This window comes from Luteibacter pinisoli (assembly GCF_006385595.1).
Taxonomy (GTDB): domain Bacteria; phylum Pseudomonadota; class Gammaproteobacteria; order Xanthomonadales; family Rhodanobacteraceae; genus Luteibacter; species Luteibacter pinisoli.
In genome coordinates, this window is record NZ_CP041046.1 from 2692261 (window position 1) to 2710255 (window position 17995).

At 68.2% G+C, this 17995-nt stretch carries 16 protein-coding genes; 7 read left to right on the forward strand and 9 right to left on the reverse strand.

The genetic code is table 11. The features are described from left to right. Positions 1 to 5: 5 nt before the first annotated feature. The 3 genes from FIV34_RS12280 to lolA all read right to left on the reverse strand — a co-directional run bounded on the left by FIV34_RS12280 (position 6) and on the right by lolA (position 4880). Complete coding sequence (locus FIV34_RS12280; protein WP_170207620.1) at positions 6 to 1376, reverse strand: DUF3999 family protein; 1371 nt, start codon at positions 1374 to 1376, stop codon at positions 6 to 8. Continuing rightward, positions 1366 to 4107 (reverse strand): DUF2339 domain-containing protein, encoded by a 2742-nt coding sequence (locus FIV34_RS12285; protein ID WP_139983154.1) that lies wholly within the window; start codon positions 4105 to 4107, stop codon positions 1366 to 1368. The genes FIV34_RS12280 and FIV34_RS12285 overlap by 11 nt, the downstream gene beginning before the upstream one ends. A 122-nt stretch (positions 4108 to 4229) precedes the next feature. Next, entirely contained in the window at positions 4230 to 4880 is a 651-nt protein-coding gene (gene lolA / locus FIV34_RS12290; protein WP_139983156.1) for an outer membrane lipoprotein periplasmic chaperone LolA, read from the reverse strand. A gap of 164 nt (positions 4881 to 5044) precedes the next feature. On the opposite strand from lolA, the gene FIV34_RS12295 reads away from it, so the two are divergent. Beyond that, a complete protein-coding gene (locus FIV34_RS12295) occupies positions 5045 to 5410 on the forward strand; it encodes a hypothetical protein (protein WP_139983158.1) in 366 nt (121 codons plus the stop codon). 12 nt (positions 5411 to 5422) lie between these two features. Here FIV34_RS12295 and FIV34_RS12300 read toward each other — a convergent pair whose 3' ends face one another. The 3 genes from FIV34_RS12300 to FIV34_RS12310 are packed head-to-tail and all read right to left on the reverse strand — an operon-like array spanning position 5423 to position 9298. Further along, positions 5423 to 5851, reverse strand: a complete 429-nt coding sequence (locus tag FIV34_RS12300) for a hypothetical protein (RefSeq protein WP_139983160.1) — start codon at positions 5849 to 5851, stop codon at positions 5423 to 5425. A 4-nt stretch (positions 5852 to 5855) separates the two neighbouring features. Continuing rightward, positions 5856 to 8201 carry a DNA translocase FtsK gene (locus tag FIV34_RS12305; RefSeq protein ID WP_139983162.1) on the reverse strand — a complete coding sequence of 782 codons (2346 nt, stop codon included), beginning with the start codon at positions 8199 to 8201 and terminating at the stop codon, positions 5856 to 5858. A gap of 32 nt (positions 8202 to 8233) precedes the next feature. After that, positions 8234 to 9298 (reverse strand): alanine dehydrogenase, encoded by a 1065-nt coding sequence (locus FIV34_RS12310; RefSeq protein ID WP_139983164.1) that lies wholly within the window; start codon positions 9296 to 9298, stop codon positions 8234 to 8236. A gap of 210 nt (positions 9299 to 9508) precedes the next feature. Here FIV34_RS12310 and trxB point away from each other — a divergent pair, with 210 nt between their 5' ends. Genes trxB through aat form a run of 3 tightly spaced genes read left to right on the forward strand, consistent with a single transcriptional unit; the run spans position 9509 to position 12359 of the window. Beyond that, positions 9509 to 10471 carry a thioredoxin-disulfide reductase gene (gene trxB, locus FIV34_RS12315; protein WP_139983166.1) on the forward strand — a complete coding sequence of 321 codons (963 nt, stop codon included), beginning with the start codon at positions 9509 to 9511 and terminating at the stop codon, positions 10469 to 10471. 44 nt (positions 10472 to 10515) lie between these two features. Then, positions 10516 to 11649, forward strand: a complete 1134-nt coding sequence (locus tag FIV34_RS12320) for a GNAT family N-acetyltransferase (RefSeq protein WP_139983168.1) — start codon at positions 10516 to 10518, stop codon at positions 11647 to 11649. Then, positions 11646 to 12359, forward strand: coding sequence for a leucyl/phenylalanyl-tRNA--protein transferase (aat, locus tag FIV34_RS12325; RefSeq protein WP_139983170.1), 714 nt, complete (start codon positions 11646 to 11648; stop codon positions 12357 to 12359). The genes FIV34_RS12320 and aat overlap by 4 nt, the downstream gene beginning before the upstream one ends. Positions 12360 to 12686: 327 nt before the next feature. Here aat and FIV34_RS12330 read toward each other — a convergent pair whose 3' ends face one another. Together FIV34_RS12330 and FIV34_RS12335 are read right to left on the reverse strand one after the other, a co-directional pair. After that, a complete protein-coding gene (locus FIV34_RS12330) occupies positions 12687 to 14084 on the reverse strand; it encodes an MFS transporter (protein WP_139983172.1) in 1398 nt (465 codons plus the stop codon). Further along, a complete protein-coding gene (locus tag FIV34_RS12335; protein ID WP_139983174.1) occupies positions 14081 to 14983 on the reverse strand; it encodes a pseudouridine synthase in 903 nt (300 codons plus the stop codon). Before FIV34_RS12335 ends, FIV34_RS12330 begins: the two co-directional genes overlap by 4 nt. Before the next feature lie 90 nt (positions 14984 to 15073). On the opposite strand from FIV34_RS12335, the gene FIV34_RS12340 reads away from it, so the two are divergent. Beyond that, positions 15074 to 16099 carry an HDOD domain-containing protein gene (locus FIV34_RS12340; protein WP_139983176.1) on the forward strand — a complete coding sequence of 342 codons (1026 nt, stop codon included), beginning with the start codon at positions 15074 to 15076 and terminating at the stop codon, positions 16097 to 16099. 13 nt (positions 16100 to 16112) lie between these two features. On the opposite strand, the gene FIV34_RS12345 is transcribed toward FIV34_RS12340, so the two are convergent. Next, on the reverse strand, positions 16113 to 16625 hold the full coding sequence (locus FIV34_RS12345; protein ID WP_139983178.1) for a hypothetical protein: 513 nt from the start codon (positions 16623 to 16625) through the stop codon (positions 16113 to 16115). 174 nt (positions 16626 to 16799) lie between these two features. Here FIV34_RS12345 and FIV34_RS12350 point away from each other — a divergent pair, with 174 nt between their 5' ends. After that, on the forward strand, positions 16800 to 17042 hold the full coding sequence (locus FIV34_RS12350; protein WP_211352631.1) for a hypothetical protein: 243 nt from the start codon (positions 16800 to 16802) through the stop codon (positions 17040 to 17042). A 43-nt stretch (positions 17043 to 17085) separates the two neighbouring features. Further along, positions 17086 to 17967: a restriction endonuclease gene (locus FIV34_RS12355; RefSeq protein WP_139983182.1), complete on the forward strand. Its 882-nt coding sequence runs from the start codon at positions 17086 to 17088 to the stop codon at positions 17965 to 17967. The last annotated feature ends 28 nt before the right edge of the window (positions 17968 to 17995 follow it).

Sequence of the window (17995 nt, forward strand, 5' to 3'; positions counted from 1 at the left end):
CTGCCTCAATGGGCCTCCGGGTCGCCTGGATCGGCCGGCGGCGGCTTGCGCAGCAGGGTGGCGGCCATGCCGGCGACCAGGGCGGCGCCGAGCAGCAGCACGATCCACAGCACCGGCCGGGTCCAGTCGAACGGCGCCGTGCTGGTCAGGGCCTTCGCGCCGGCCAGCGGGTGCGCCTCGCCCAGGGTCACCGCCTCGGGACGCCAGGCGGGGCCGTTGCGGGTACGCAGGGCGGCGACGGCGTCGTCCACGGGCCATGCGGCGCGACGGGCGCTCGCGCTACCCACCTGCAGGCGGTACGGCGGCTCGCCTTCCGGCAGGAAGACGAAGCGGTCCGGTCGCCAGCCCACGCTGAGTTTCGGGGCGCTACGCAGCGGCGTGGCCGAGTGCAGGCGGATCAGCTGGCGACGCTGGGGCGGCACGCCGAGCGGCCGCTGGTCGTCCTGGCCGGGCGTCACCACGATGATGCCGAGCGTATCGCCGCTCACGGCGCTGTTCACCGAGATCGCTTCCAGGCGGGCGACGCTGTCGCCCTCACCCAGCGTGACGCGCACCGCGCTCACCGGCAGTGCCGCGGGCAGCTTGTAGTCATAGTCGACGCCACCGCCGCTGGCGGCCGTGGCGGTGCTTGCCGCATCCAGCCACACACGCGTGGCCTGGTCGCGCGCGGCGGCATCCTCGACGCTGCCGGACAACGTGACCCGGGCGTCCGCTTCCCACGGCGCATCGTCGCTGTTGGTGCGCACGCGGTAGTAACGCGCGGCCATGCCGGCGAGCTTCACCACGCGGGCATCGACGGCACCTTCGCCATGGCCGAGCGTGACGATGGACGCGCCTGACGCGCTGGACGTCCAGTCCTGCAGGTTGTTGCTGCTGTCGATGTCCACGCTGAGCTTGGCGTCACGCTGCGTGGGCGGGAATTCGAGACGTTCCGGCGCGATCGTGCTGCGCGCGTCGAACAGCCACTCATGCACGTGGCCGGTGGCGGGCGCGGCGCCCGGTTCGATGACGATGTCGCCGTTGGTGCTGCGGCGGATGCTCGGGCCGGCCACGCCATCGCTGCCGTTGGGCACGGGCAGCAGCGGCGCGTCGAGGGTCAGCGGATGCGAGGTCGGCGCGGCCGGACGGTACGGGCCCGAGGCCACTTCGCGGCCCTTGGCGTCCACCACGATGACATCGGCGAGCCCGGCGTCGGGCTGGGCCCAGGCGTAGGCCTCGCGCGGCAGTTCCACGAGGTACGCGCCCGCGCCCTTCGGCGCCTGGATCGGCCACCCGTACGCGTACTGCGGATCGTCACCGGCGCGCGCCGGCGAGAGCACCGCGCCCAGCGCGGCGACATAGATCACGAACAAACCGATGCGTCCGTCACGGCGCATGAGGGGATTCCGTTGCATTCGTTGAAGCCTGCCTTGGCGGTGCGGGTGCGAGGTAACCGATGACCGTGCAGAGCAGGCCATAGGCGATGAACGAGGCGATGCCGAAGAGATTGCCGAGGTGGCTGCGGTCGATCAGCAGCAGCTTGGCCAGGACCAGCGCCATGCATACCGCGCCGGCAAGCCAGAGCATCCGCTGCCCCCGCCGCGACCCCATCACCCACGCGACCACCCCTGTAACGCTCCACACCACCGTAAGCCACAATTCGGCCAGGCTGGAGGCAGGCATATGGTCATCCCATGGCACGCCGCCAAGGTGATGCACGGCGCGCAGGGTCATGCTGGTGGCGATGATGAAGAAGGCCACCGCGAGCACCGCCGGGCGGGCGCGACGCAGGCCGGGGGGTGTCTCGTCATCCCACATCGCGCGGGCGATCAACCCAAACACGGCGACGAGTACCAGCTCGACCGGATTGAGCACGGGGATGAACGGCAAGGGGCTGGGGTTGCCGGCGACGGTGAGCGCATACGCGCCGATAAGCAGGCTGAGCCCGAGCCCACCGATGCCGACCGAACGGCGGATGCCTTCCGCGTGCATGGACAGCGGCGGCGTGATCGCGCGCGGCCACCACAGGGCGAGCTTGGTCACCAGCAAGGAAGGCGCGACGTAGGCGAGCAGCAGCCAGCCATCGCCCACCGCCGGGCGGAAGCCGAAGGCCACATGCGTGGCGACGAACACCAGGACCAGCCAGCGCACCCACCACAGCGTCTGCGCGGTGATCGCGGCGTACGCGTGTGCGGCGATGGCACGCAGCGAAAACCAGCCGGTGACGGCGGCGACGATGACGCTGGTCAGCGGCCAGCCGGCGAACACCTGGAGGTCGTACGTATTGGCGTACGGCCCCATCGCCGCGGTGACCAGCAGCGCAAGCGGCACGGACCACGCCAGCAACAGGCCGAGGTCGAGCTTGCGCACGTGGCGCGTGCCCTCGGCCAGCAGCCAGCCCGTGACGGACAGCAAGGCCATCCAGCCGGCCCAGCGCGAGGCGTCGGGCAGCAGGAAGGCATCGATCTCGGCGCCAAAGCCGAGCAGCCACCACGCCGTGCTCCACAGCAGCAGGCCGGCGCGGGCGAGGCTGCCGATGCCCTTGGAGGTGCTGTGCCGGTCGTACTGCCAAAGGCAGGCGACGCCGCCCGCGGCGATCAGCAGCGCACCGATGAAGTACGCGTTGACGAACGGCAGGCCGCGCACGCTGCTGTGCGGGAAATCCGCCAGCGCCCAGGCCACGCCCGAAGCCAGCTGCAGGAACATGCCGGACCAGCGCGGAAGGCGCCGATGCTGGCGGAAGCCCAGCCAGACCAGGCCCGCGCCTTCCAGCGCGAACACGCAGGCGGTGACGGTGGCGCTGAGCGCCAGCGGCACGGCGATGGTGGCGAAGGCCACGGCCAGCACCGCCCAGGTCTCGCGCAGCAGGTGCATGTCCTCACGCTGGCGCACCGCGTAGGCGATGGCGACGTACAGGCCCGCGGCGATCAGGGCCGACATCGCCAGCGGCATCGGCTGCCAGTCGAGCAGTGCGCCCTGCAGCAGCAGGCTGACGATGGGCGTGCCGAACATCAGCGAGCCATCGAGGATGACCCGGTCGCGTCGCGGCGAACGCAGCACGTGCAGCCAGGGCACGGCGACGTACAGCAGGAAGAACAGGATGAGGAAGGGCTCGGTGCTGTTGAACAGCGCCGGCCGGTAGCCCAGCACGCCCCACGCGGTGCCGACGCCGAACGTGCCGACGAAGCCGAGCACGTTGAGGATGCGCCAGGCCTTCTTCCAGGCGATGCCGAAGATGCCGAGGTTGAGCACCGCGTAGTACGAGAACAACGCGACATGGTTGCCCTGCCCGCTCGACGCGATGATCGGCGCCGCGAAGCCGGCGATCAGGCCAAGCACGGCCAGCGCCAGCGAATCCTGCAGCACCGCGAGGATGCCCAGCGACCCGACGAACACCACCAGCAGCACGAAGGTCGGCAACGGATCGAGCAGGCCGTACAGGCGATACGCGGCAAACACCGTCATCACCAGCACGCCGAGCGCGCCGCCCTGCAGCGAAAGCGCGAACGAACGGCGCGTGTCGCGCTGCATCCAGCCAAAGCCCACGCCGATGATCGCTGCCAGCGCCACGATGCTCAGGCGCACCGACACCGGCACGTGCAGCAGGCCCTGGTCGGCGGCGTATTTCAGGAAGGCGGCGATGCCGGCGAACAGCACCAGCATGCCGACCTTCACCGGCACATTGCCTTCGGTGAACCAGCGCTTGGCGGTATCGAAGAAGCGCTCGATGGCGGAGGGGCCAGCGGGTTCCACGGGAATCGCAGGGGGCACCGGGGCGGCGACGGAAGCCGACGCAGCGGCAGGCGTGGCGCCGGACGGCATCGGCGGCGGCTCAGCGCCGCTCCACGCCGGTGCCGGCGACGGCGCGCGCACGTTGCGGAACGGCGGGGTGGCCTCGGGCCAGGGTTGCGCGGCGGCAGGCGGCTCGTCGGCCGGGGCTCGCGTTGCCGGCTGGGCCGCGGCGACGTCCGGGGCGGCGAGGCGCGTGCGAAGTTCGGCCAGCTCAGCGCGCGTCTGCGACAGCCGCGCCCAAAGCAGCCCGATGGCAAAGCCGGCCACGGCACCAGGTATCCCCTGGTCGACCAGCCCACCGACGACAGCGCCCACAATGGCCCACAGCACGTACATGCGCCCGCCTCCCCCAACACATCCGATGTCGTTGGCGAAGTCTGGCATAACCGCGCAGCGACTGGGACACAACGTAAGCCGTAGCGTGCCCCGACGTTCCTACCGAAAGGCAGGCTTGCTGATTATTTAACGCCCTGGGTCTGCAGGACTGGGGCATCGCCGATGACGTCGGTGCCCTGCGGCGGCACGAAGTTGAAGGTATCGGCGGGGATGGCGGTGTTCTTCTGCCAGCCGGCGAACTGGATGCGGGTGGTGTTGCCGAGCTGGTCCTTGAACTCCATCCGGGCCAGGCCGCTCGCATCAAAACCGAGGTCGGCGAAATCGAACGCCGGGTCCTTCGCCGTCGAGGTCAGGCGCAGCCACTGCAGGCCGTCATGCTCGCCCTGCTCGGCCACCTTGAAGAACCCCTTGTCGAGCTGCGACAGGTCGGTCAGCACCGTCAGCGGGCTCTGCGCCTCTTCCGAGCTCTGCTTGCGCACCGTCACCTGCTCCAGCTCCGGGTCGTACAGCCACACCCGGCTACCGTCCGCGACGATGGTCTGCTTCGACGGTGCCGTGACTTCCCAACGGAACTGGCGCGGCGCTTCCAGCGCCACCGTGCCGGTCGTCGTCTTGCCCGGCCCACCGTTCACGTCGAACAGCGTCTGGCTGAAACGCCCCGTGAGCGAGTGCAGGCCCTTGGCAAAGCTGTCCAGGCGCTCACGCGCCGGGCCGGCAGCAAAGGCATTCAGGCTGAGCAACGACAGCGTAGCGGCGAGGAGAAAGCGTTTCATGGCGTGGATTCCGGGAGATGCGTGCCGATTTTCGGCGCTAAGTGTCGAACGGCACCTTAAGAGCGGATACCATGCGCCGCGACAGCGCGAAGCATGGCATGAACGCCGTGTGTTGAGGAGCATCAGCAAGGCCGCGCTGCGACTACGCCAACAAGGAGTTCAGGATGACATCGTTGAAGAAGACCGCATGGGCCTGCTGCATGGCCCTGCTGGCCGCGCCCCTCGTCGCCGCGCCCGCACCACAGAAGCTCACGCAGCAACAAGCCGAAGCGATCGCCAAGGCCGACTACGAGGCCCAGCAAGCCGCCGAAGAGGCGAAAGCCAACAAGTACCCCAAGTTTTCCGAACTCCTTGCGCAGGGGTTCGAAATCAAGGCGGCTGTCCCGCTTCAGAATTACGGCACGACCTACGCTTACGTCCTTTTGCAAAAGGGCAGCGAGGCCTACCAGTGCACCAATTCCGGCACGCTGTACGTCAACGCATACGCCTGCGTGCCCATGATGGATGGCAAGCAGAAGCCCGGCTGGTAACGCTCCAGCGCTTTAGCGATCGGTCTCGAACAGCGACTTAAGCATATCGATGGCCTCGGCTGGCGAAATCTCGCCGGCCTCCATCTTCTCGCTGATATCGGCAATGGCCTTGCCGTCGCGGTGCCAGTAAGGCGCGGCGCGGGTGGCGACGTGGGCCGGCCGGGCTTCCTGGCCGAGGACGACGATTTCGGCCAGCTCGCCCTGTTCGGCGAAGATGACTTCCAGCGCGTCGTCCACCTCGGCGGTGTGGCCGGCCGGGTACTCACGGACGATGGTGCACGTGCTGCCATCGGCGCCGCGCAGTTCCAGCCCGGGGATCGACGGGTTCAGCTCGAACACGATGGCGACCTCGTCGAGCACTTCGCGGTTGGGTGCCAGGTCGCCGGTGACGAGCAGGCTCCAGGGGCGCTGGCGGAGCGCACCCGGTTTCGTGGCATTCATGCGGTTAATCCTTCGGGGGCGGCGGCGCCAGCACTTCGCGGTTGCCGTTGTGCTGCGGGGCACTGACGATACCGTCCTGCTCCATCTGCTCCACAAGGCGTGCGGCGCGGTTGTAACCGATACGCAGGTGACGCTGCACACCGGAGATGGAGGCGCGGCGCGTTTCCGTCACCACGCGCACGGCGCGGTCGTACAACGCGTTATCGCTGTCGCCATCGCCGTCCGCATCCTGCGGCAGGCCGGCGTCGTTGATGATCTTGCCGTCGGAGGTGCTCTGCACTTCCTCGAGCACGCCCTCGATGTAGTTGGGCGCACCCTGCGCACGCAGCCACTCGACGACGTTATGCACCTCGTGGTCGTCCACGAAGGCGCCGTGCACGCGCTCGGGCGTGGCCGTGCCGGGCGGCAGGTAAAGCATGTCGCCGTGGCCCAGCAAGGCCTCGGCGCCCGACTGGTCCAGGATGGTGCGCGAGTCAATCTTCGACGACACCTGGAACGCGATGCGGGTGGGGATGTTCGCCTTGATCAGGCCGGTGATCACGTCCACGGACGGACGCTGGGTGGCCAGGATCAGGTGCACACCGGCGGCGCGCGCCTTCTGCGCGAGACGAGCGATCAGTTCTTCGACCTTCTTGCCGACGATCATCATCATGTCGGCGAATTCGTCGATGATGATGACGATGTGCGGCAGCGGCTCCAGCGGCTCGGCGACCATGGACGGCATGTCCGGGTTGGCGCGGAACAGCGGATCCAGCAGCGGCTGGCCCGAGCTCTCCGCTTCCTTCACCTTCTTGTTGAAGCCGCCGAGGTTACGCACGCCCACCGCGGCCATCAGCTTGTAGCGGCGCTCCATCTCGGCGACGCACCAGCGCAGTGCGTTGGCGGCTTCCTTCATGTCCGTGACCACGGGCGCCAGCAGGTGCGGAATGCCCTCGTACACCGAGAGTTCCAGCATCTTCGGGTCGATCATGATCATGCGCACGTCTTTCGCGCTGCTCTTGTAGAGCAGGCTCAGCACCATGGCATTCACCGCAACCGACTTACCCGAACCGGTGGTACCGGCCACGAGCAGGTGGGGCATCTTGGCGAGGTCGGCCACGACGGCCTTGCCGCCGATGTCCTTGCCCAGCGCCAGCGCCAGCGGCGACTTCATCTGGTCGTAGCGCTCGGATTTGAGGATCTCCGAGAGGTAGACGATCTGCTTCTTGGTGTTGGGGATTTCCAGGCCGATGACGTTCTTGCCGGGAATCACATCCACCACGCGCACGCTGACCACGGAAAGGCCGCGCGCGATGTCCTTGTCCAGGCTGGAGACCTGGCTGCCACGCACGCCGGCGGCGGGCTCCAGCTCGAAACGGGTAATGACGGGGCCGGGGTACACGCCGGCCACGCGGGCTTCCACGCGGAAATCGCGCAGCTTCAGCTCCACCTGGCGGGACAGCACCTCGAGGGTTTCTTCCGAATAGCCCGGGCCCTGCGGCGGGGCCTCGTCGAGCAGCGACAGCGGCGGCACTTCGCCTTCCATCGATGCCCCGGTAAACAGCGGGATCTGGTTTTCGCGGACGGCACGGTCGCTCTTGACCACCATGGGCGCGGGCGTTTCGATACGCACCGGCTCACGCCTGGCCTGCTTCACCGCCTCGGCCTTCTTCACCACCTCGCGCTCGGCGCGGGCGGAACGGGCGGCCATCACCTCGGGGGCCTGGCGCACCTTGCCGCCAAACCAGCCGCCGGCCTTCATGACCAGCTCGCCGGTGGCGTCCATCAGCTTGAACCACGACAGGCCGGTGGCCAGCGTGATCGCGATAAGGCACACGGCCAGCAGGAGCAGCGGTGCGCCCTTGTCGCCAAACGCACGGTGCAGGCCGTGGCCTACCCACTTGCCGACGATGCCGCCCGGGCCTTCCGGCAACACGGGGGAATCGACGTTGAGGTAGATCAGGGCCGGCGCCGTGATGAAAAAGAACACGAAGCCGATCAGCCGCAGGGAGGGTTCCCACGGCTGGACGTTGCGCTCGCCACGGTGGCGGATGACCTGGATGCCCAGGGCAAGCAGGAGCAGCGGAAAGAAGTAAGAAACGAGGCCAAAGATGTACCGCAGCAGGTTGGCGATGTTCGCGCCCACCGCGCCACCAAAATTGGTGGCGTGCTCGGCCACGCCCATGTGACCCCAGCTGGGATCCTGGTCGTTGTAGCTGAGCAGGCATACCAGCAGGTACAGGGCGAGCGGGAGCAACAGCAGGGCTCCCGCTTCGCGCAGGCGGCGCTTGAGCTCGTCGCTCAAGCCCTCCTTCTGGGCCTTGGGCTGGGCCCGGGCCGTTTTCTTTACCACTTTCGCGCTGCGCGCCACTTAGCGAACCACCCCGGCTTCAGACCGGGGCATCATGCCATGCCCTGAAGCGCCGGGTGCACCAGCTTGCCGCCTTCGATGTTGATACCGGCGGCAAGCGGGGCGTAGTCGCGCCACTCGTTGCCCGACGCCAGGCGCTGCACGTACGGCAGGATGGCGGCCGAGATGGCGGTGGACGAGGTCTGCGGCACGGCGCCCGGCATGTTGGTCACGCAGAAATGCGTCACGCCGTGGACGTCGTAGGTCGGCTCCTTCCAGGTGGTCGGACGCGAGGTCTCGAAGCAGCCACCCTGGTCGATCGAGATGTCGACCAGCACCGAGCCCTTCTCCATGGTCTTGACCATGGCTTCCGTGACGACGCGCGGGGCCTTGGCGGACGGGATGAGGACGGCACCGACGACGATGTCGGCCGTGCGCACTTCTTCGGCCACCGACGACTCGTACGGGTACAGGGCGGTGACGTTCGGGCCCATCGCCATCATTTCGGCGAGGCGGTCCTGGCGCTTGTCGAACACGACCACGTTGGCACCGGCCTGGGCGGCCAGGGCGGCGGCGTTGCCACCGGCGGCGCCGGCGCCCAGCACCACGACCTTGCCACGCGGGGTGGAGGCCATGCCGCCGAGCAGCTTGCCCTTGCCACCGTTGGGCTGGTGCAGGAGGGTCGTGCCGATCTGGGTGGCGATGCGGCCGGCGATGACGGACATCGGCAGCAGCAGCGGCAGCACGCCGTTTTCGTCCACGGACTCAAAGGCGATACCGGTCAGGCCGATGTCCAGCAGGCTCTTCGTGAGCGCCGGCTCGGCGGCCAGGTGCAGGTAGCAGAACAGCAGGTGGTGCTTCTTGAGCAGCTTGAGATCGCCCTCGATCGGCTCCTTGACCTTGACGATCAGCTCGCCTTTTTCATAAACGGCGGCAGCATCGGCCACGACGGTGACGCCCAGGGCCGAATAATCGCTATCGGCGTAGCCACTTTTCGTGCCTGCGCCGGACTGGATGAAGACCTCGTGGCCACGGCTGACCAGGTCGGCAGCGGCGGCGGGGATGAGGGCCACGCGGCCTTCAAGGGTCTTGGTTTCGGAGGGGATACCAATGCGCATCTTAAGGAAGATCCTGAAAGTACAGAATTAAGCCCCCATGTGGGGACATGGGCAGCCACCGGCAAAGCGGAATGTCTTGAATCGCACCCCCGTCTTCCCCATTCTTCCGGGTCGACGCAATCTCGCGGAACCTCGACACGGCGTTAGCTTCCTGCCGCAAGAGGCGAGCGGTACGACTGAAACAGCCGCAGCAAACCTGAAGGATTATACATGAGCACCCCCAAGCACAGCCGCCTCCTGATCCTGGGCTCCGGCCCGGCCGGCTACACGGCCGCCGTCTATGCGGCGCGCGCCAACCTGAAGCCGACCATGGTGACCGGCCTGCAGCAGGGCGGCCAGCTGATGACCACCACCGAGGTGGATAACTGGCCGGGTGACGAAAAGGGTGTGCAGGGCCCCGAACTGATGCGCCGCATGGCCGAGCACGCCGAGCGCTTCGAAACCGAGATGATGTTCGACCACATCCACCAGGTGGACCTGCAGAACCGCCCGTTCCGCCTCAAGGGCGACGCCGGCGAGTACACCTGTGATGCGCTGATCATCACCACGGGCGCCACCGCCAAGTACCTGGGCATCGCCTCCGAGGAGAAGTTCAAGGGCCGCGGCGTCTCCGCCTGCGCCACCTGCGACGGCTTCTTCTTCCGCGACCAGGACGTGGTCGTGGTCGGCGGCGGCAACACCGCCGTGGAAGAGGCGCTGTACCTGTCCAACATCGCCCGCAAGGTCTATCTCGTCCACCGCCGCGACAAGCTGCGCGCCGAAAAGATCATGCAGGACAAGGTCTTCGAGAAGGCCGCGGCCGGCAAGATCGAGCTGCTGTGGAACCACGCCATCGACGAAGTGCTGGGTGACGACTCCGGCGTGAATGGCGTGCGGGTGAAGGACGTGAACACCGGCGCCAAGCGCGATCTCGAGGTCCAGGGCTTCTTCGTGGCCATTGGCCACACCCCGAACACCGGCATCTTCGACGGCCAGCTGGAGATGAAGGACGGTTACATCCAGATCCAGTCCGGCCTGGCCGGCATGGCCACCGCGACCTCGGTCCCGGGCGTGTTCGCCGCCGGCGACGTGGCCGACCACGTCTACCGCCAGGCGATCACCTCGGCCGGCTTCGGCTGCATGGCCGCGCTGGACGCCGAGCGCTGGCTCGACCAGAACCACAAGCTCGACTGACCTGAGCACGGCCCCGCGCCTTCCACCGCGCGGGGCCGTCCGTCATGACTGACGTCCGCTTCCTGCAGGGCCTGCGCGACATCCCCGCTGCCGACTGGGATGCGCTCATCCCGGATGGCAATCCCTTCGTGTCCCATGCGTTCCTGCACGGGATGGAAGCGAAAGGCTGCCTGCGCGAGGACTACGGCTGGGCGCCCTACCACCTGGCCATCTTCGAAAACGGCCGCCTCGTGGCCGCCGCCCCCACCTACCTGAAGGGCAACTCGCATGGCGAGTTCGTCTTCGACTGGAGCTGGGCCGCCGCCTGGGAACGGGCCGGCGGGCAGTACTACCCCAAGATGCTCGTCGCGTCGCCCTACTCCCCGGTACCCGGGCCGCGCCTCCTCGTGCGTGAAGGCATCGGCGCGGACGTGCTGCGCAACCAGCTCACGGCCGCCCTTGTCGACGAGGCCGAGCGGCTTGGCCTGTCGTCCATCCACGCCAACTTCCTGGCCGAAGACGACCTGGACGCCTTCGACGACCGCTGGCTGGCCCGCTCGGACTACCAGTTCCACTGGCACAACCGCGGCTACCCCGATTTCGACGCCTTCCTCGGCGCGCTCACCGCCAAGAAGCGGAAGAACATCCGCCAGGAGCGGGCCAGGGCGCATGCCGCCGGCCTCACCCTGGAGATGCGCGGTGGCGATGAGCTCTCCGACATGGACTGGCGGCAGATCCACGGCCTGTACGAGCTGACCTTCGACCTGAAGGGCAACCACGCCGCCCTCACCGCGCGCTTCTTCCAGTACCTGGGCCGCGAACTCGGCCCGAACGTGCAGGTGGCGATGGCCCGCGACGGCGACGAGATTGTCGCCATGGCGCTGTTCCTGCGCGGCGGCGATGCCCTGTACGGCCGCTACTGGGGCGCCAGCGTGGAAATCTCCGGCCTGCATTTCGAGCTGTGCTACTACCGCGGCATCGACTATGCGATCCGCGAAGGCATCGCCCGCTTCGAACCCGGCGCGCAAGGCGAGCACAAGCTGGCCCGCGGCTTCCTGCCCACCCTCACCCACTCGCGCCACTACATCGCCCACGACGGCTTCCGCCGCGCCGTGGCCGACGCGCTTGAACAGGAAGCCGAACACCGCGAGGCTTACCGCGCCGAACTGCTCACCCATTCGCCGTACGCGGACCGATGATTCGCCTGCCCCAGCTCCACGCCGCCCGCCCCGGTCAGTTCCCCGACCCGGAAGGGGCGATGGTCGAACCCAACGGCCTGCTCGCCTGGGGCGGCGACCTCTCGGCCGAACGCCTGCTCGCCGCGTACTCACAGGGCGTGTTCCCGTGGTTCAACCCCGACGAGCCCATCCTGTGGTGGTCGCCCGACCCGCGCTGCGTCTTCCGCACCGACGGCGTGCACATCAGCCGCTCACTGCGTAAGCAACTGGCGACAACGCACTGGCGGCTCACCGCCGACACCTCGTTCAACCGCGTGATGCGCGCCTGCGCCGAACCACGAAACGGCCAGCCCGGTACGTGGATCGGCGACGAGATGATCGCGGCGTACCAGGAGCTGCACCGCCTCGGCCACGCACACAGCGTGGAGGTGTGGGATCGCGGCTCACTCGTCGGCGGCATCTACGGCGTGGCCATTGGCCGGCTGTTCTGCGGCGAGTCGATGTTCAGCGCCCGCACCGGCGGCTCAAAAGTCGCCCTGGCCGGCCTCTGCCAGCTGCTGCATGGCTGGGGTTTCCCCTTGCTCGATGCACAGGTGAGCAACCCCCACCTGGTGAGCATGGGCGCGATCGACATGCCACGAAAACAGTTCGTGGCCCAGGCCCGCCGCCTCGCCGCCATGCCGGGTATCCCCGGTAGCTGGATCAAGACCCAGGTCCCGCTTCCTACGTAAGGGTTCATTCGCGTGGAGAATGCGTGTTTTATGCGGCTTCGCCGCCTCGCGCTCGAGGGGTTTGGGAAGCAGCGGGTGGTCAGGCCCTTGGGGCCGACATAAGCGGAGGGCCGCGTAACGCAATGATCTTTGCGACACGGGCACCTACGGCCCGGTCCGCAGGTCCGCGTCTGGCGGACCCAAGGGCCTTCCCGCTCCCGACGCCGATGTCCCGCTCGGCGCGAAAAGCGTGCGGCGGCCCCCGTAATGCGCGAAGAACCTCTTTCCAGAGGCGTCAGAGCGCGACCGCGAAGCCGAAGGCGAGCCCGGTCGAACGATCAACGAGGTTTAACGCGCCCGATGACCGCTCATCTCCGCGCCAGCATTCTTAGGCAACAACGCACTAACCGGCGCAGCCAACAACGAAATAAACGTCACTACCAGAAACGCCACCGAGAAGTCCGGCAGCGCCGCATGCTCACGCCCGCCCCACACCACCGACAGATGCAACGCCGCGGCCGCCACGCAAATCCCCAGCGACAGCATCAACTGCTGGAACGTCGTGTAAAAACTCGTCGCGCTCGAAAACCGCTCGCTCGGCACATCCGCATACGCCACCGTGTTGTACGCGCTGAACTGCAGTGACTGGAAGAAGCCCGAGAACAGCAGCACCACGTAGATGATCCACAGCGGCCAATCCGGCCGGAACGCCGCGCACAGGGCGACGCAGACCATCGAGAACACGCCGTTCCACACCAGCGTGGCGCGGAAGCCCCAACGGCGCAGCACCGGCGCGGCGGTGGCCTTCATCAGCATGGCGCCCAGGGCCGAGACGAAGGTGATTACGCCGCTATGCGCTGCCGACAGGCCAAAGCCCAGCTGCATCATTAGCGGCAGCAGGAACGGCACCGAACCGGCGGTGATGCGCGTGAGCGAACCGGCGATCACCGAGAGGCGGAACGTCTGGAAGCGCATCAGCGACATGTCGAGGATGGGATTCGTGATGCGCTTCGAATACCAGAGGTAGACGCCGCCCGCGACCATGCCGCCAAGGATCAGCGCCGTGGACAGGTTGAACGACTGGCCGCCGCGGCTGGCCATTTCCAGGCCAAACACCAGGCACGACAGCGACACACCCGAGAGCACGAAACCGATCCGGTCGAAGCGCACGCGCTCGGTGATGCGGATATCGGGAATGTACTTCGAGGCCAGCCACATGCCGGCCAGGCCGATCGGCACGTTGATGTAGAAGATCCAGCGCCACGACACCCAGGTGACGATGAAGCCGCCCAGCGGCGGCCCGACCACGGGACCGATCAGCGCGGGCACCAGTAGCCACGACATGGCGCTGACCAGTTCGGATTTCGGCACCGAGCGCAGCAGCACGAGGCGGCCCACCGGCACCATCATCGCGCCGCCAATGCCCTGCAACAGGCGGGAAAGCACCAGCAGCGGCAGGTTGCTCGCCAGGCCACAGAGGATCGAGCCCACGGTGAACAGCGCGATGGCGGCACGGAAGACGTTGCGCGAGCCGTAGCGGTCGGCGATGGCGCCGCTGGCCGGGATGAACACGGCGAGGCTGAGCATGTACGAGGTCAGCGCCACGCTCATGTGCAGCGGCGAGACCTCGAAGGAGGCGGCCATGGCCGGCAACGCGGTGGCCAGGATGGTCCCGTCCAATTGCTCCATGAACATCGCACTCGCGATGATCAGGGCAACAGTGCGAAAGCCAGGGGCGGTGGTCATCCGGGGACGTGCGGTGGGGATAACGGGATTTTAGCAGAGGCGCCCCACTCGCGCGGGCTTCTAAAGACTTGTTCATGGCCGGCGAGCGGATCGGTGAACCGCAGTTCACGTGCCAGCAGGCAAAGCGGCTCGGCGAAACCCGGCGCTTCCTCGCGCAACACGGGATAAAACACGTCCCCGGCGATGGGCGCACCGAGCGCGGCCATGTGCACGCGCAGCTGGTGCTTGCGGCCGGTGACCGGCGTCAGCCGATACAGCCATTGCGTGTCGCCGCGCGCGATCACATCGATCACGGTCCGCGCATTCGGTTCGCCGGGCACTTCCTGCATGCGGAAGAACGGCTCGCCGCGCTCAAGGCGGCTCTCGTGCATATACGGGAACGCGAGGCCCGGCAGCGGCGGCGCGAGTGCCTCATACGTCTTCTCGATGCGCCGTTCGCGAAACAGCCGCGTATAGGCGTCGCGACTGGACGGCCGCGCGGAGAACACGACCAGTCCCGCCGTCGCCCGGTCCAGCCGATGCAGCGCGACGAGGTCCGGGTTGCCGAGGCGACGGCCCAGGCGCACCGACAGCGTTTCCTCGACATACGCGCCCGCCGGCATCACCGGCAGGAAGTGCGGCTTGTCGGCGACGACCAGGTCGTCATCGACATGGACCAGCATTTCCTCGAACGGCACGCGCGGCTCGGCGGGCACTTCGCGCCGATAGACCACGGTGGCGCCGGGGCGGAACGGCGTATCGGGTGTCAGCGTCACGTCACCCTCTTCCACCAGGCCACGCGCCATGCGGCTGGCCCAGTCGGCACGAGGGACGGTGGGAAACCGATCGCAGAGGAAGTCGAGGACGGTGGCCCAGCCATCGGGCGGCAGGACGACGCGGCTGCGTGGGAGATCGGTCATGAGGGCTATTGTGCGCAAGACGCCGGGCGGGTCGGCGTGAGCATATACTCATCACACGTCCCCACCTTTGCTATCGAGGCAGTCTCGCCCGTGATCGGCCGGTTCTTCAGGAAGCTGTTTGGTGCCCGCACGCCCGTGCCCCCGGCAAAGCACGAAGGGCATACCTTCGTGAGCGTGGCCGTGGAACACCCCGGGCCCACCAACGCCATCGCGGCCGAGGAAATCGAAGACCGCTTCTACCGCATGCTGCTCGGCGTGGCGCCGTCGGCCGACCTGGCCATGAGCGCGACCGAACAGGCCGCGGCGCGCCGCGTGCGCGATGCCTTCGGCACGGAGCGCTTCGATGTCGGCACCCTGCCCCGCCTGCCGTCGGTGGTGCCGCAGCTGATGCGCTCGCTGCGCAACGACGACAGCAGCAGCCGCACGCTGGCCGAGCAGATCAGCCGGGATACCGTGCTGGTGGGCGAGATCATCCGCGTCGCCAACAGCGCTTACTTCCGCACCGCCCGCCCGGTAACCGGCCTGCCGCAGGCGATCACCCTGCTGGGCCAGAACGGCCTGCGCCGGGTGGTGATGCAGCTGGTGATGCGGCCGATCCTGCGCACCGATACCGACGCACTCAGCCGCGCCGCGGGCGACCGCCTGTGGGAGCACGCCGAGCGCTGCGCGCGCACCTGCGTGTTCCTCAGCCGCCCGGCGGCCGATCCGTTTGAAGCCTTCCTTGCCGGCCTGGTCAGCCAGACCGGGGCGCAGACCATCATGCTGGAGCTCGACGCGGCCGGGCTCGCCCAGCTCAGCCTGAGCCGCCCGTTTGTCGCGGCACTCGGCCAGCAGGTGGAACGGCTGTCGCTCCACGCCGCCCGCCACTGGCAGTTTCCTTCCCGCGTGGTCCAGGCCCTGGCGGAGCGCGCGGATCCCGCGGACGCGGGCGCACGCACGCCGCTGGGGCGCGCGCTGCTGGCGGCCAGCCGCGTGGCGATGCTGGATGTGCTGGTGGAACAAGGCCTGGCCGACCCGGACAGCGTGCTGCTGGCCACGCCGACCCAGGGCTTCAACCAGGAGCGCCTGGTCGCGGCCCGCGACGACCTCCGCACGCCGACGGCGGCGGAGGCCTGAGGCACCTGCTCGCTTAGCGGTGCACGCCCGTGGCGACGACGTCCGTCCACAGCTGGCTGGCGAGGTCACGCGACGCCGACTGCAACAGCGCCGGCACCTGCACGTCGAAGCGCGGCTCGGCGGCGTTCAGCGGCATGGACTGGCTGACGCGGTAGCCCTTCGCCACCACCTTGCCGCGGGCGACGATGCGGCAATCGGCCTGCATGTCGATCGTGGTCACCGGGGTATCCGCCTTCGGGGCGGCCGCGACCACCACCTGCATGTTGCGGCAGCCCACGATCAGGTCGGTGAAGTACTTCGGCTGCAGGTCACGGCGCAGCTGCGCCTGGATGACCGAAACCACATCCGGGGCCACCTGCACGTGGGCCGTCGTATCCAGGCCCTTGACGTTGAGGACGGCGGCGCCCTTGTTTTCCACGGTGAGCCACGGCGAATCCGGGCTGGCTGCCACCATGCGGCTGGCATCGGCATCGATCACGGCTTTGCCGCCACAGGCGGACAACAACATGGCCGCGGCGGCGGCCAACAAACACTTCGTCACTTCCAATCCCCTGATTTCCCCCGGACACAAGTCGAGAAGCGTAACGGCTGGCCCCCACCGGCGGCAAGGAACCGTTTCACAGTGTGTTCTGCCGGATTTGCCTCTACGCGCCGGGCACGCGCCGCCGATAGTCCTTGGATGTACATATGGATCTCCATCATGGCCGGTGGCCCCCAGGACGGCGAGCGCTTCCAGCGCGAGTTCTACACGCCGCGCGCCACCCCACCGGCCATGCGCGCCAGCGACGGCCGGGTGTGCTGTCCGGTGGCGACGCGCACCACGCGGGCCGCGTCGGTCTGCGTGGTGGTCCATCCCCAGGCGCGGGACGAGGATATTGAGCGAGCCATCGATGCCATGGTGGGCGAGGCCGAGCGGCAGGAATTTCCGGCAAATACCCTATAAGTGTATGATTGCTCTTTTCTAATCCTCGGGCAGGGGGTCCGTTTTGGCCTTTTCCGCGCATGCCTCTGACGCCGGCGACGCCCTCGCCCGGTTGAGCTGGCAAGATTTCGAGCACCTGTTGGCGGAGCACTACCGCGAGCAGGGCTACCGCGTGGAACTCGTCACCGCGCACGACCTCAAGGCCTTGGCCCACGCCGGCCTGGACATGCGCCTGCACCGCCAGAGCGAGACCGTGATCGTGCAGTGCGGCCACTGGGACGCGATCTTCGTGGACCTGGCCGAAGTGCAGGAGCTGCTGAGCACCATGCTGAACGAGGCGGCCAGCCGCGGCATCCTCGTCACCCGCGGCAGCTTCACCCAGGCCGCCCGCAACGCCGTGCGCCGCCAGCCGCGTGTGCACCTGGTGGATGGCGACCTGCTGCGCGCCATGCTCAAGCTGCCCGACCACCTGGACACCGCCCCGCCGGGCAGCCGCCCCGCGGAGAAGGTGGCGCGCACGGCCGCCGCCGCGCGGCGCCGTTCGCGTGGCGGTCGCTCCTATGTGATCCCGGTGGTCATGGGCGTGGTCATCGCCAGCCTGCTTGGCCTGTTCGCCTGGCGCGCCATGAGCACGCGCGATGGTGCCCCGCCGCCGGTGGCCGAGGCCGCCGCGCCGCCCGCGCCCGCGCCTGTGGCGCCTGCCGCCGTGTCGCCCGACCCCGGCGCCCTGCCCCCGACGACCGCCGCAGCCACCACCGTCGTGCCCGAGCGCCCCGTCATGACCTCGGCCGCCGCCCGCGATGCCGAGGCCGCCGCCCGCCTGGCGCATGAACTGGCCGAGCGCGAGCGCGCCAGCCGCGAAGAAGAAGCCGCACGCAATCGCAAGAAAACCGAAGATGCGTTGAAAGTGATGGAGCGCAACACCCGCGAGGTTGGCTCCTACTAATACCGCACGATCGTTCACGCGTTTGCCA